Origin of the sequence: Stomatobaculum longum (assembly GCA_000242235.1) — a bacterium.
Taxonomy (GTDB): domain Bacteria; phylum Bacillota; class Clostridia; order Lachnospirales; family Lachnospiraceae; genus Moryella; species Moryella longum.
In genome coordinates this window covers 41,606-55,366 of sequence record JH590861.1, presented here as the reverse complement: position 1 = coordinate 55,366, position 13,761 = coordinate 41,606, and the positions used below count along the sequence as shown (strand labels likewise).

Sequence of the window (13,761 nt, the reverse complement as noted above, 5' to 3'; positions counted from 1 at the left end):
CTGTCTGCTGCGTTGCCTCGCTGTTCTCAGCCGTGCTCTCACCCGCGGTGTTCTCCGGCGCAAACTCCAGCTTCTCCCCGCAGTTCGGGCAGAACTTTGCCCCGGGTATAATTTTTGTGCCGCAATTCGGACAATACATCGTTCCCTCCCCTTTCCTCATTCAAAGCGATGTCTACAGGTTCCTGAGCAGCCAGAATAGCAGAACGACCGCCCAGAGGACGCCAAGAAACAGAATTTCCCATCCCTTGAAGTCTGTGCGCGCAGTCCGGATATAGACCTCGGCGCGATATGTGCCGTAGAACACCAAGAGCGGCACAACCGTGAGACTCAGCGGATTTTCCCGCCAGGCTGTGCGCGGCTGTCCGTGCAACAATGCCATCGCCGCGTGCGTCATGCCGCAACCCGGGCAGCGATACCCTGTCACCAGGCGAAACAGACAGGGAATCCCGATGCCCGTGCACTGAATAAACAGCGCATAGGCGAGCCCGAGCAACACAAGGCGGACAGTGAGTCTTCTCACTGCCCGCCTTCGCTCTTTTGCTCCCCGAATCTCCGCAGCTCTCATACCGCCTCCGTCTTTGCGCATATAACGGTGTCAGTATATGCGAAAACAGAGGTGAAAAAAAGGAAATTCAGAATATTGTAAGCAACTTGGAACGCTGCATCTCTCACCCTGCATAGCGCATGCCGGAGAATACATCCTTGTCGTAATACTTGCCCTCTACTTTCCAGAGCGAACCGTCCGGTCCGTTTTCATCCGAAGCGATGTGCACGCGGACCACTCTGTTGTCCTCGAGGCGGAAGTCCACATAGCTCTTTCCGTCGCCCGCATAGAAGAAGAGTTTTGTGTCCGCCGGGAGCTCTACGGTCTCACCGCTCTCCTTGCCGTTCTTCACGAGAGACAAGGTAAGCGCCTGCTTCGTGTGAAGCTCTGTGACACCGAGGTACTGATAGCTGCCTTGCGCCTCGAGCTTGCCGCCCTGTCCCACGGAGACCGGCAGGCTCGCGGTCAGCGTGCTCAAGGTATCGAGCCGCGCATTGAGGAAGAGCGTCGCCGGATCGGTGACCCGCTGCAGGTCAAAACCTGTGCAGAGGTCCGGGGTGCCGAGCTCTGTGGTTTCGCTCATGTCTGCCAGGTTTACTTCGACAAGCTGCGAGTCATCGGCGATATCCCCGACGAATTCGCAGTAGAGGAAATCACCCTCTGTCGTCTTCACGAAGACAAGGCTCAGAAGGTCGCCCGACTCCTCCGATTTTTTGAATGTGTGCTCCTTGTTGTCAACTTCGACGGTAAAACTGCCGCTTTGTCCGCTCGGCGCGCTGACATGAATCCGTTTGCCGTCGATATAGGCCTGCTGATTCGGGACAAGAACCGCCGCGTACTGTGCGGGACGCGCTTTCACCCGGTCCGTGAAAAGGTCCGGAAAACTCTCATAGGAGAGCACCACGCGAATGTACATCACATAGTTTCCGTCGCTCTTCGGAAGATAGAGTTCCAGCCCCTCGTTGCCGAGTGCCCAGACCAGCTTATTCGCCGGGAAGCCCTCTTTTGCCAGCGCCGCAAGCTCTGTCATGCCGGTCTCCTGCGTCACCTGATCGACTGCGCTGTCGAACTGCTTCTCATCGCGCACAATCTGTGTGAGCAAAACGCGCTCACCGGTCTTGCTGTCATAAGTATAGTCCTCGGCATCCGCAGAATAGCTGTCGGTGCCGCGCACAAAGCTCAGATAATTGCTGTCGCTCCGGGTCAGGCGCACATCGCCCGCGTACCGATTCAGCAGCGAGTCATCCTCTGCGCTGTTTTGATGTGCCGCCGCATACGCCTCAAGTGCCTGTTGCTGGGTGTCCGCATACGCGTCGAGTGCCTTGGTGAGCGCAGCGGTTGCGCCGTCCGGGACGGTCGGAAGCATGGCCCAATCCGGATACTCGTAAAACCGATCCTGACTTCCCATACCGGTCTCGCCGCCCGACTCGCGCTCCCGCGTCGAACGGATGCTCTCGATGCTCACGCGAAGCTGCTCCGGTGCCGCCGCCTGCTTGTCATCCTCTGCCTCTGCCTGCTTGCTCTCCGCCGCCGTGCTCTCCCCGGCAGACGCCGCACTCTCTGTCGTGGCTGCCGTGCTCTGTACGGACTTCGTGTCCTTTGCCGCACAGGCCGTCGCGCCGAGCGCGAGCAATGCGACGCCGAGGGCCAATGCCTTCTTTGACTTTTTCATCTCCGGTCCTCCCCTTTTTTATTTTAGTGCCTTACTACGATGATCGATGATCAATAATAGCCGCCGAAATTCTGCACCCAGTACATCTGCCCGTTCTCATAGCGGACACCGATGCCGATTTCCGTGAACTCCGGTCGCAGAATGTTCTCGCGATGTCCCTGGCTGTTCATCCAGGCCGTGACCACCGCCGCTGCGTCCGGCTGTCCCATTGCGATATTCTCCCCCCAGCGACCGTAACCTGTCGCACCGCGCTCCTGGTAGAGCGAGTCAAAGCTCTGGCCGTTCGGTCTTGTATGATCAAACAGTCTGATGATTTCCGACGCGCGCTGGTCCGCAATGCCCTCGAGCAGCGGGTTCTCCGTGAGTTCGCTGAGTCCGCGCTTCCGCCGCTCCGCATTGACGAGGCGCAGCACTTCCTGCCGCTCTGCCTCTATATTTTTGCTGCTCTCCTGCACAATCGGCACGCGCTTTGTGTGAACTGTGCCGTTTTCGTCCACCCAGGCACCGCTCTGATTCACACGGCAGTTGTCCGGCGTAACCGTATTGGTCAGAAGATAACCCGCCTGATCAAAGTAATAGCACTCCGCAATTCCGTTCCGGTCACCGTCAATCCACATCCAGCCGTTGACAGGGTACTTGCCGCCGTCCATTTGATACCACCATCTGCCGTTGGTCTGCTGCCAGGCAGATGCCCATGCTGTCAGAGGCATTGCCGCCAAAACGCCGAGCGCCGCAAGCACCCCTACAATTTTCTTCATGTCTCTCTCCTCGTTGTGCAATATGATTCCGAACCTGAATTGTAGTTTTTTTCAGACAGAATTGCAAGTTATCTTCTTTACTTTGATTTTACATTCTCTTATAGACAACTGTGCTGTATTCGGCTTTTCGTCGCTTGTTTCGCCACCTGTCTCACTGCCCGTTTTCTTGCGGGCTCAGTAAGTTTTGATACTCTTCCGCGCTCAGATTCTTGCCGTAACAGGTTTTAAAGTACTGCTGGATCTCTTTCTCGAGGTCAAAGTTCGCCTGCTTCGGATATAAGGTGTTCGCGAGCCAGATTGCGCCGATCGGATACTGCGCGGGCGAAAGAACCCAGGAATGCGGCCGCGACGGAATCAGATAGACCTGCGTGTTTTTGATGGCCGGAATTTCCTGCCAGCTGCTGTCGCTGTTCATCTGATTCAAAAAATTCGCCGTATCCGTCAGAATCACATCCGGATTCAGCTGTTTCACATCGGCTGCCTCAAGTATCATGCTACCGCCGCGCTGCTGCGCCTCGGTTCCCTGCATCTCGACGACATTGTCCGCGAGAAGATTTATGACCTCACTCGTCTTGGCGCTCTTTAAAAGCACTTCATTTTCCATGCTCCCGCGGAAGCAGATGAGCTTCTTTTCTTTCTTCTTTTCCTTCTCCGCGACAGCCGTCACGCGCCGGTATACATCGTCCGTGTAGGCTGCGAGCTCTTCGCCCCGCTCCCGCTTACCGAGGAGATCGCCGAGCATGCGAAACGCATTGCCCTGTCCCGCGAAGCTCGAGTCGATTTCGACCACCGGCACACCGAAATCCGCCTGGAGCTTGTCCGCCATCGCACCGGTTCCGGTCTCCTTCTCATTGCCGTTCGACATATATAGAATGACTTCCGGCTGATACGACAGGAGCGCTGCCTTCTGGTCGCTCGCCTTGTTCTTTCCGATTGCCGGGAGATTTGCATAGGCCGAGGGCACATAGTCCTCTGCTTTCGGCTCCTGCCAAACCGAGACAAGTTTCTCCGGCGCAATCATATAGAGGTAGGACTGCGCATCGGTCGAGAGCACCGCGACCTTCGTGAGATCTTTTTTGACACTCACATCACGCCCCGCGGCGTCCTTGAAGTGGCGAAGATCGTTGCTGTCCGCCTCTTCCGACTGATAGGCATAAGTCTCGCGCGCCTCGTTCGCGCTCTCCGCCTGCCCTGTCTCACTGCTGTTTGCGCTCCCTTGCCGGTTTGCCTTCTGTCCGCAGCCGGCAAAAAGGAGCGCAGTCGCAAGTGCCGCGGCCGATAAAACATACATTCCCTGTTTTCTGTTTCGCATGATTCTTTCCTCCGTCCGGTCACACAGGTGCCTGAATCCGTGGTTGCTTCCACCGGTGACCGCCTCTATTTTCGCACGAAGCAGCGCGAAACTCCAGCCGGAAGGTGCTTACGTTTTTATGACTTTACTCTTCATCTTACAGTCTCTTCGCACAGCAAAAATCCCCGGCACTTTTGCATGCCGGGGATACGTCTTCCTTCTTACTCTTCTTCGCCCTTCAAAAGCGAAGCTCTCGCCTCGACCTCGCGCTTCTGCACATCGCCCGGGCACTGCTCGTAGCGGCTGAACTCGTAAGCGAACTCGCCGAGACCGCCGCTTAAGGAGCGAAGGTCTGCGCCGTAGCCGTAGAGCTCGGACGCCGGAATGTCCGCGTGAATCAGCTGCCTGCCGTGGTGATCGGACTCCATGCCGAGCACTCTACCTCTTCTGCGGTTCAGATCGCCCATCACATCGCCGGTGTTCGCATCCGGCACGCGCACCGTGAGTGCCACAATCGGCTCGAGCAGTACCGGCATCGCCTCGAGGAAGCCCTTCTTAAACGCGATGCTCGCCGCCATTTTGAATGCAAGCTCGGAGGAATCGACCGGGTGATAAGAACCGTCGAGCAGCACTGCCTTCAGACCGACCACCGGGTATGCCGCGAGCGGGCCCTTCTTGCAGCACTCCGCAATGCCCTTCTCAACCGCCGGGAAGTAATTCTTCGGAACCGCGCCGCCAAAGACCTGCTCCTCGAACACATAGGCCTTTTCAAGGTCGCCCGAGGGCTCGAAGCTCATCTTGACATCGCCGAACTGGCCGTGACCGCCGGACTGCTTCTTATAGCGTCCCGCCGCCTCAACCTTCTTCCGTATGGTCTCGCGGAACGCAAAGCGCGGCTTCTCGAGCACAATCTCAGCCTTATAGCGGCTCGCGAGTTTGCTCACGACAATTTCAAGCTGCTGGTCGCCGATGCCGTAGAGCAGGGACTGGCGATTTTCCGCATCGACCTCGGTGCGAAGCGTGCGATCCTCTTCCATGAGTTTCGCGAGACCGGAGGCAATGCGATCCTCATCGCCCTTATTCTTTGCGACATATGCCTTATAGGTATAGGGTTTCGAAATCTGCGGCGGGTTGTAGAGAATCGGCGCCTGCTTCTTCGCGAGCGTGTCGCCGGTCTCGGTCTCGTTCAGCTTGGCCATCGCGCCGATATCGCCCGGGCGAAGCTCGGTGACTTCGATTGCTTCCTTGCCGCGGAGCACATAAATCTTGCCGCTCTTCTCCTCGACTTCCTTGCCGGTATTGAAGAGTTCGCTGTCCGGACGGAGCACGCCGGTCAGCACCTTAACCAGGCTGTACTTGCCGATGAACGGATCCGCGATGGTCTTAAAGACCTTCATCGAGAGATTTACATCCGGCTTATAATTGGCAACCAGATGCTCGCCTGTCGTCAAATCCACGCCGTTGTCCCGCGCCGCTCTCTCGGGCGAGGGGAAGTAGCGGACAATCGCATTCATCAGTGCGTTTGCGCCCTGCGCGTTCACACCGGAGCCCATCATGACCGGAACCATGTCACCGGTTGCGACCTGTTCGCGGAGCGTCGTATAAATTTCTTCCTCGGTAAAGCTCTCGCCGGAGAAGTAGCGCTCCATGAACGCTTCACTCGACTCCGCGACCGCCTCGAGCAGCGCCTCGCGCGCAATCTTTAAGTTGTGCTCGGAGTAATCCGGAATATCGGAATCCGTGTACGCAGCGCTGTGCTCCGCAAAGCGGCGGCCCTTCATCTTGACGACGTTGACAAAGCCCACAAACTTTTCGTTCTCGCGAATCGGAAGATGCAAGGGCGCGACGCGCTTTCCGAAGCGGGACTCGAGCTTTAAGAGCAATTCGCGATAGCTCGCCTTGTCATCATCCATATTGGTCACAAAGAAGATGCGCGGCAGGCGGAGCTTTTCGCAGAGCTCCCAGGCCTTGATGGTGCCGGGCTCCAAGCCGGCCTTGCAGTTGACCACAATCACGGCCGCATCCGCCGCCGCGACCGCCTCTTCCACCTCGCCGACAAAGTCAAAATAGCCGGGGGTGTCGAGGAAATTGATTTTCACCGGTTCTGCGTCCTGATCCGTATATTCGACCGGAATCAGCGCTGTGCTGATCGAGAAACCGCGGCGCTGCTCTTCCTTATCGTAATCGCTGAGCGTTGTGCCCTGCGGAACGCTTCCCATTTTCTTAATCGCACCGCCGACAAAGGCGCAAGCCTCTGCGAGCGTCGTCTTACCGGCGCCTCCGTGTCCCATGAGCACAACGTTTCGAATCTGTGAAGTCTCGTAAACTTTCATTGTGAACAGCTCCTCCTATTCGTTGATATCCCGATAACAGCTGTTTTGGTCGAGCTTTTATCTCTAATTATTCTACTAATTTTAACAGAAAATTGCAAGACATTTACAGCATAGCGCACAATTTTGCCTTTGTTGACAGTCAAAGTCAGAGCCGATAAAATAGAAGAATTGTCAGGAGGTTACATATGACTTACGGTTTCATCGGTCTCGGACTCATCGGAGGTTCCATCGCAAAGGCACTGAAAGCGGGGGAGCCGGACTGTCAAATTTATGCCTACATGCCCTCGCGGGAGATGTTGGAAGAGGCGCGCGCGGACGGCACGGTAGACCGCATTCTCACCGGCACCGAGCCCTGCCTCGCCGACTGTGACGCGGTGTTTCTCTGCGCGCCGGTGGAGACCAACAGCAGCTATCTCGCCGCGCTCCGCGACATTCTGACAGCGGACACGCTGATTACCGATGTCGGCAGCAGCAAACAGAGTATAGAACGGGAAGTGCTGCGCCTCGGCCTCGGCGCGCAGTTCGTGGGCGGTCACCCGATGGCCGGTTCCGAAAAGAGCGGTTATATCTATTCGGATGCCCTGCTCCTCGAAAACATCTTTTATCTGCTCTGCCCGACCGCCGAGACGCGCCCGGAGATGCGCAAGCGAATGGAGGCGCTCGTACACCGTATGCTTGCGAACCCTTATGTGATTGACGCCGCGACCCACGACCAAGCGGTCGCAACGATTTCCCATCTCCCGCATCTTATTGCGGCTGCGCTCGTAAACCTCGTGAAGGACACGGACAACGAGGCACACACCATGCGCTCGCTCGCAGCCGGCGGCTTTAAGGACATCACCCGCATTGCGAGTTCTTCACCCATCATGTGGCAGCAGATTTTTTCTGCCAACCGGGACGCTGTGCTCACCGTCCTTGACCGCTACATGGATGCGCTCGCGGGAATCCGCACTGCCCTGCAGGACGACAACATGCAGGCAATTCACGAGCTCTTTCTGAAATCCGGACGGTTCCGCGACCAGTTCAGTGACGCCGCAGGCCTACTCAGCGCGCAGTACTCGTTCTCGGTGCATGTCGCCGACAAGCCGGGAGCGATTTCGATCATCGCCGCGATTCTCGCCGCCGGAAACGTAAATGTCAAAAATATCGGCATCAATCACAACCGGGAGAGCGGCGACGGCGCGCTCCGCATTGAATTCTATGACGCCGACAGCTGCCAGAAGGCTACCACTCTCTTAAACGGCTACGGCTTTGAACTCGAGATGAACCGCTGATCTGCTCTACGCAGAGAAAGGAGTTTTCCATGCACTTATCCGCTTCCACGCCGCTCCGAGGCTCTCTCGTCATTTCCGGTGACAAATCCATCTCACACCGCGCCGTGATGTTCGGCTCGCTCGCGACCGGCACGACCGAAATCGAGGGCTTTCTGCCCGGCGAGGACTGCCTCTCCACCATACGCTGCTTCCGCAGCATGGGCGTACGGATTGAACAGCGCGGCAGCTCTGTGACGATTCTCGGGCGGGGACTCCGGGAGCTCATGCCGCCTGCGGAGGCACTCGACTGCGGCAACAGCGGCACAACCACACGACTCTTAAGCGGCGTGCTCGCCGCGCAGCGCTTCTCTTCCGTTCTGACCGGCGATGCGTCGATTCAACGCCGCCCGATGAAGCGCGTCATCACACCGCTTTGTGCGATGGGCGCCGATATCAAGAGTATCTCCGGAAACGACTGTGCGCCGCTTTCGATTCGCGGCAAACAGCTCTACGGCGTTCACTTTAACTCGCCGATTGCCTCTGCCCAAGTGAAATCCGCCGTGCTGCTCGCCGGGCTCTATGCCTCCGGACAGACCACGGTCACCGAACCCGCGCTCTCCCGCGACCACACCGAGCGCATGCTTCGCGCCTTCGGCGCCAAGGTCTCGACCGGCAGCTTCGAGGGCCGCCCCGCCGTCACCGTCTCCGAGACCGAAAATCTCTACGGCACCGAAATTTCCGTGCCGGGCGATATCAGCTCCGCTGCCTTCTTTCTGGTCGGCGCAAGCATCGTGCCGGGCAGCGAGGTGGTCCTCCGGAATGTCGGCATCAACCTGACGCGGGACGGCGTTATTTCGGCGCTCCGCGCGATGGGCGCAAAGATAGAGGTTCTGGATGTCCGGAACGAGGACAGCGAACCGGCAGCCGATCTTTTGGTGCGCTACGCGCCGCTCCACGGCACCGAAATCGGCGGCGAGCTGATTCCCCGCCTGATCGACGAACTTCCGGTACTCGCAGTCGCCGCGGCCTGCGCCGAGGGACGCACTGTGATTCGCGATGCCGCGGAACTGAAAGTGAAAGAGTCGAACCGCATTCACACCATGGCGGAGGGACTAAGCCGCCTCGGCGCTAAGGTCGCGGAGACCGAAGACGGCCTCATGATTGACGGTGGCGCTGCGCTTCACGGTGGCGAGGTCGAGAGCTACTTGGATCACCGCGTCGCGATGAGCTTTGCGATTCTCTCGCTCGTAACCGACGGGGAAGTGAAAATCACCCACCCCGAGTGCGTCAACATCTCCGCGCCGACCTTCTACGAGGACCTCGAGAGTCTCCGGAATTAAAGGCATCGAACTACACTTTTTCAGCTCTTCACAAAAAGCACTTGCATTCTGGCGCCGATGTGCTATTATAAACAAGTGCTTTGCGGGATCGTAGCTCAGCTGGGATGAGCGTTCGCCTCACACGCGAAAGGTCAGGAGTTCGAGCCTCCTCGGTCCCACGAATGAAACTCTGCCGATAATCGGCAGAGTTTTTTTGTATCGCAAATCCTTTGCTTTTTCTTCTCGTCTCTGATCCGACAGCCTTTCTTTTTCTCGCGCTTTATCTCTTCCGGTTCATTTCCTCTTTCCTTTGCTTCTCTTTCTTTTGCCGACTTTCTCTCCCGCTGTTTTGTCTCTTGCGGCACCATTCTTCTTTTCACAGGTTTTCTCCTGCGGAAACACCTGTATTTCCCTACCTTATTTCCTTCCCGCGAGGCCGCCTCTCTATGTAGCTTTTACCTCTGCCTTTTCCTCCTGTACGCTCATCTTCAACGGCGCACCTTTCCTTTTCGTGCTCACTTCCCTCTGCCTTGCTTGATTCGCATTCTCGCTTTGCCGATTTCCGACTTTTCCGGTCTGTCTTTCCTCTATGGCAGCGCCGAACGCGTTCATTTCTAATCTTTTGATAAACTTTTCACACCATCTCTTGCTTATCCTGTACGCTTGTGCTACAAACTATATAACATATCAAAGCAAAGGAGAAACCATGCAGGAGAACAAGAACCCCAAACAGCCCACACCGCTGATTCCCAATCTGTACTTTGTGATTCTTCTCATTACTCTGATTCTGAATGCAGTTGTTATGCCACAGCTGCAAAACGCGAGAATTAAAGAAGTTTCTTATAATGTCTTCATGGATCTGACGTCCCAGAAGAAAATTGACAAGGTTCAGGTGGACACAAACCAGATTGTATTCACGGAGAAGGGACAGAGCGCCATCTATAAAACCGGCGTCATGACAGACCCGGATCTGACCCAGCGGCTCTACAGCGCGGGCGCGGATTTCCGCACCGACATCGTTCATGTGCAGACGCCCATGGAGAAGCTCCTCTACAACTGGGTCATCCCGATTATCTTCATGATCATTTTCTGGCAGATTCTGAGCCGCCAGTTCAGCTCGCTCGCCTCCAAGATGGGCGGCGGCATGGGCGGCGGTCTCGGCGGCAGCCCCTTCGGCAACTTCGGCAAGAGCAATGCCAAGGAATATGTAAAGTCCACCGACGGCATCCACTTCCACGATGTGGCCGGGGAGGACGAGGCAAAAGAAAGTCTGCAGGAAATTGTGCAGTATTTAAAGGATCCGAGCCGGTACACCGCGATCGGCGCGCAGATGCCGAAGGGCATCCTGCTCGTCGGCCCGCCCGGAACCGGTAAGACCCTGCTCGCCAAGGCTGTTGCCGGTGAGTCGAACGTTCCTTTCTTCTCGATTTCCGGCTCGGAATTCGTCGAGATGTTTGTCGGTATGGGCGCCTCGAAGGTGCGCGACCTCTTCCAGCAGGCCAAGGCGAAAGCTCCCTGTATTGTCTTTATCGACGAGATCGATGCCATCGGCGGCAAGCGCACGGCCGGTTCGATTGGCGGCAATGACGAGCGCGAGCAGACCTTAAATCAGCTGCTCACCGAGATGGACGGCTTCGAGGGGAATTCGGGCGTCATCATCCTCGCGGCGACCAACCGCCCCGAATCCCTGGATCCGGCTCTCCTCCGCCCCGGCCGCTTTGACCGCCGGATTCCGGTGGAACTCCCGGATTTAAAGGGCAGAGAAGAAATCCTCAAGGTGCACGCAAAGAAGGTGCGTCTCGCGGACAATGTGAACTTCCACACGATTGCGCGCATGGCCTCCGGTGCTTCCGGCGCCGAGCTTGCGAACATCATCAACGAAGCGGCGCTCCGCGCGGTTCGAAGCGGCCGCAAGGTTGCAAACCAGCAGGACCTCGAAGAGAGCGTCGAGACCGTCATCGCGGGCTACCAGAAGAAAAACGCAGTGCTGACCGACAAAGAAAAGGCGACCGTCGCCTACCATGAGATTGGTCACGCTTTGGTTGCAGCTCTGCAGAGTCACTCCGCACCGGTGCAGAAAATCACGATTATCCCCCGCACCTCCGGCGCGCTCGGCTACACCCTCCAGATCGAAGAACACGACAAATACCTCTACAGCAAGGAAGACCTGCTGAATAAGATTTGCACCTACACCGCAGGCCGCGCCGCCGAGGAAGTCGAGTTCGGTGTGATCACGACAGGCGCCTCGAACGACATTGAGCAGGCGACCAAGATTGCGAGAGCTTTGATTACCCAGTACGGCATGGATCCACAGTTTGGCATGGTCCAGCTCTCCCAGCGCGACAGCCGCTATCTCGGCGACGAAACACACTCGACCTGCTCGGAAAAGACCCTAGAGGAAATCGATAAGCGCGTTGTAACCCTGGTACAGGAGCAACACGACAAAGCCGTTGCCCTGCTCCGCGAGAACAAGGACAAGCTAAACGAGCTCGCACAGTTCCTCTATGAGAAGGAGACCATCACCGGCGAGCAGTTCATGGATATTCTGAACCGTCCCTCGGCCTACGCTTCGCTTGCAAAGCCGTTCCACAGCGACGAAAGCCTGCAGTGAGCCATAGCCCACGGACAGGGCACGAAACGCACGGCCTCCCGCAACGCTTATATTTTGTAATACAAAAAAGCAGCCTTTCGGCTGCTTTTTTCGTACTCTATCCATTCCTCACATCTCGGCGGAGAGGCGCTTCAACACTTCCGGGAGCTCGGAGAAGCGTTGTATCCGCTCCTCTTCTTCCGGATGCGCATTCTCCGGGTCAAAGAGCAGGGCCTGCATCTTTGCCGCATGGGCACCCTCGAGGTCGTGTTTTACGGAGTCCCCGACAAAGAGTATCTCGTTCATCTCGATGCGCTCCGCTCTTCCCGCGCGCGCCAGCGTCTCGTTTGCCTTCTTCGCGCTGTACTTAAAGAAGTGGCGGAGCGGCTTGTCCACGCCGCACTCCTCACTTGTCACGATGAAGTCGACGATGTCGCCGAGCCCCAGTTTCTCAATCTTCTTGTACTGCACATAGGCGGTCATATTCGTGCCGATGCCGATCAGAAAGCCTCGCATCTGCAGATCCCGGAGCATTTCGACGGCACCTTCCTGCGGCACCATCGCATCCAGCAGTGCCTGCCAGTAGCGCTCTGCGAGCGCGGTCGCGTGTGGAAAGACAGGGAGATTTCGCTTTGCAAGCCAGAGTTCCGCGCGCAACACGCGGTTATGAGACGCCGCGATGGGCCCCATTTTCTCCGCCTGCTCGGCAATCAGCGCTTCTATTTCGCGGCGCGTCTGCTCTTCGGGGAGCTGAAACTGTTCTTTCGCATAGGCTGCCCAGGCGTCTGCGCCTGCCCGTTGAGCCGCCTTGAAGTTGTAGAGCGTATCGTCGAGATCAAAAATAATTGCTTTAATCATGTTTCCTCTCAAACTTCACGCCGCAGGATGCGGCAGATTTCGTCCACGTCCGCGCATTCCAAATCCGCATAGAGCGGCAGGGTCAGCACACGTCTGGAAACGGCTGCCGCAATCGGCGTGCTCTCCGGCGTGTAGCGCTGTCCGAGGAAGGGAAACGCGTTGGTGCAGGGATAAAAGTACTTCCGCGGGAAGTAGCCTCTCGCCTGCAGGCGCTCTGCCGCCTCATCCCGCGTCTCCCCGTAGGCATCCAGGAAGACGACGGGGAAGTAGGCGTAGTTCGGCGTCACATTCGCCTGTTGCGGCGGGAGCTTAAGCCCTGTGACACCCGTGAGTCGCTCCCGATACCGCTCATAGACCTGCTTCCGCTTGGTAATCTCCTCGGGAAAATGCCGGAGGTTGCAGAGCCCCATGGCCGCCTCAAATTCGTTCATCTTGCCGTTGCCGCCGATACAGTAGGTCTCGTTCTCCTGAATGCCGAAATTTTTGAGTCGGAACAATTTCTGACTCAGTTCCGGATCATGACAGCAGACCGCGCCGCCCTCAATCGTGTGAAATACCTTGGTCGCATGGAACGAGAACATCGCGACATCACCGAACGAGGCCGCACTCTTTCCGTCTTTTTTCACCCCGAACGCATGCGCCGCATCATAGATCAGCGGGAGATGATGGCGCGCCGCAATCTCCGCGAGCGCGTCGGTATCACAGAGCGTGCCGTAGACATGGACGGGCAGAATTGCCGCCGTGCGCGGAGTAATCAGTGCCTCGAGTTTTGCCGGATCCAGCGTGTAGGTTTCGGGGTCAATGTCGCAAAAGACCGGTGTGAGTCCCGCGCGGACAATGGCCCAGGTCGTCGAGGCAAAGGTAAAGGGCGTTGTAATCACTTCGCCGCGGAGGCCGAGCGCCTGCAGGGCAAACTCAAGCGCGAGATGACCGTTCTGAAAGAGCGTTACCTCCGGAACATCGAAAAAGCGGCGGAGTTCCTCGGTCAAAGCCTCGTGCTTGACTCCCATATTGGTGAGCCAGCGACTCTCAAAAATATCGCGAATCTCTTCGACATACTCTTCGAGCGGCGGCAGCGAAGAACGCGTCACCAGTATTTTTTTCTCCATTCTCTCCCCCTGCCTCTTAGGCCTGTGGCGGTCT

Annotated in this window: 12 protein-coding genes and 1 tRNA gene; 4 read left to right on the top strand and 9 right to left on the bottom strand. The window is 57.2% G+C overall.

The window, feature by feature from the left end; translation table 11 throughout:
• From HMPREF9623_RS12210 to HMPREF9623_RS00240, 6 genes are all read right to left on the bottom strand, one after another.
• Positions 1-139, bottom strand: a 139-nt coding sequence (locus tag HMPREF9623_RS12210) for a zinc-ribbon domain-containing protein (RefSeq protein ID WP_009531880.1), incomplete at its 3' end; no start/stop codon positions are given.
• A 33-nt stretch (positions 140-172) separates the two neighbouring features.
• Entirely contained in the window at positions 173-565 is a 393-nt protein-coding gene (locus HMPREF9623_RS00260; protein ID WP_009531879.1) for a DUF2752 domain-containing protein, read from the bottom strand.
• Between the two features lie 103 nt (positions 566-668).
• Positions 669-2,216 (bottom strand): hypothetical protein, encoded by a 1,548-nt coding sequence (locus tag HMPREF9623_RS00255; RefSeq protein ID WP_009531878.1) that lies wholly within the window; start codon positions 2,214-2,216, stop codon positions 669-671.
• Positions 2,217-2,266: 50 nt separating this feature from the next.
• Positions 2,267-2,974, bottom strand: coding sequence for a CAP domain-containing protein (locus HMPREF9623_RS00250; RefSeq protein ID WP_009531877.1), 708 nt, complete (start codon positions 2,972-2,974; stop codon positions 2,267-2,269).
• A gap of 151 nt (positions 2,975-3,125) precedes the next feature.
• Complete coding sequence (locus tag HMPREF9623_RS00245) at positions 3,126-4,286, bottom strand: ABC transporter substrate-binding protein (RefSeq protein WP_009531876.1); 1,161 nt, start codon at positions 4,284-4,286, stop codon at positions 3,126-3,128.
• 200 nt (positions 4,287-4,486) lie between these two features.
• Entirely contained in the window at positions 4,487-6,598 is a 2,112-nt protein-coding gene (locus tag HMPREF9623_RS00240) for an elongation factor G (protein WP_009531875.1), read from the bottom strand.
• Between the two features lie 185 nt (positions 6,599-6,783).
• Between HMPREF9623_RS00240 and HMPREF9623_RS00235 the strand changes: the two genes are divergently transcribed.
• From HMPREF9623_RS00235 to HMPREF9623_RS00225, 3 genes are all read left to right on the top strand, one after another.
• Positions 6,784-7,872: a prephenate dehydrogenase/arogenate dehydrogenase family protein gene (locus tag HMPREF9623_RS00235; protein WP_009531874.1), complete on the top strand. Its 1,089-nt coding sequence runs from the start codon at positions 6,784-6,786 to the stop codon at positions 7,870-7,872.
• A gap of 29 nt (positions 7,873-7,901) precedes the next feature.
• Positions 7,902-9,191: a 3-phosphoshikimate 1-carboxyvinyltransferase gene (gene aroA, locus HMPREF9623_RS00230; protein WP_009531873.1), complete on the top strand. Its 1,290-nt coding sequence runs from the start codon at positions 7,902-7,904 to the stop codon at positions 9,189-9,191.
• An 84-nt stretch (positions 9,192-9,275) separates the two neighbouring features.
• Positions 9,276-9,349: transfer RNA gene (locus HMPREF9623_RS00225), tRNA-Val, on the top strand.
• Here HMPREF9623_RS00225 and HMPREF9623_RS11055 read toward each other — a convergent pair.
• On the bottom strand, positions 9,323-9,550 hold the full coding sequence (locus HMPREF9623_RS11055) for a hypothetical protein (RefSeq protein WP_083826727.1): 228 nt from the start codon (positions 9,548-9,550) through the stop codon (positions 9,323-9,325). The two genes, HMPREF9623_RS00225 and HMPREF9623_RS11055, sit on opposite strands and share 27 nt — an antisense overlap.
• Before the next feature lie 326 nt (positions 9,551-9,876).
• Here HMPREF9623_RS11055 and ftsH point away from each other — a divergent pair, with 326 nt between their 5' ends.
• On the top strand, positions 9,877-11,781 hold the full coding sequence (ftsH, locus tag HMPREF9623_RS00220; protein WP_009531872.1) for an ATP-dependent zinc metalloprotease FtsH: 1,905 nt from the start codon (positions 9,877-9,879) through the stop codon (positions 11,779-11,781).
• A gap of 108 nt (positions 11,782-11,889) precedes the next feature.
• Here the strand turns inward: ftsH and HMPREF9623_RS00215 are convergent, their stop codons facing one another.
• Both HMPREF9623_RS00215 and HMPREF9623_RS00210 read right to left on the bottom strand, forming a co-directional pair.
• The gene (locus HMPREF9623_RS00215; RefSeq protein ID WP_009531871.1) at positions 11,890-12,618 is read right to left on the bottom strand and encodes an HAD family hydrolase; all 729 of its coding nucleotides are present in this window, start codon (positions 12,616-12,618) and stop codon (positions 11,890-11,892) included.
• Between the two features lie 8 nt (positions 12,619-12,626).
• Complete coding sequence (locus HMPREF9623_RS00210; RefSeq protein ID WP_009531870.1) at positions 12,627-13,727, bottom strand: DegT/DnrJ/EryC1/StrS family aminotransferase; 1,101 nt, start codon at positions 13,725-13,727, stop codon at positions 12,627-12,629.
• Positions 13,728-13,761 lie beyond the last annotated feature (34 nt).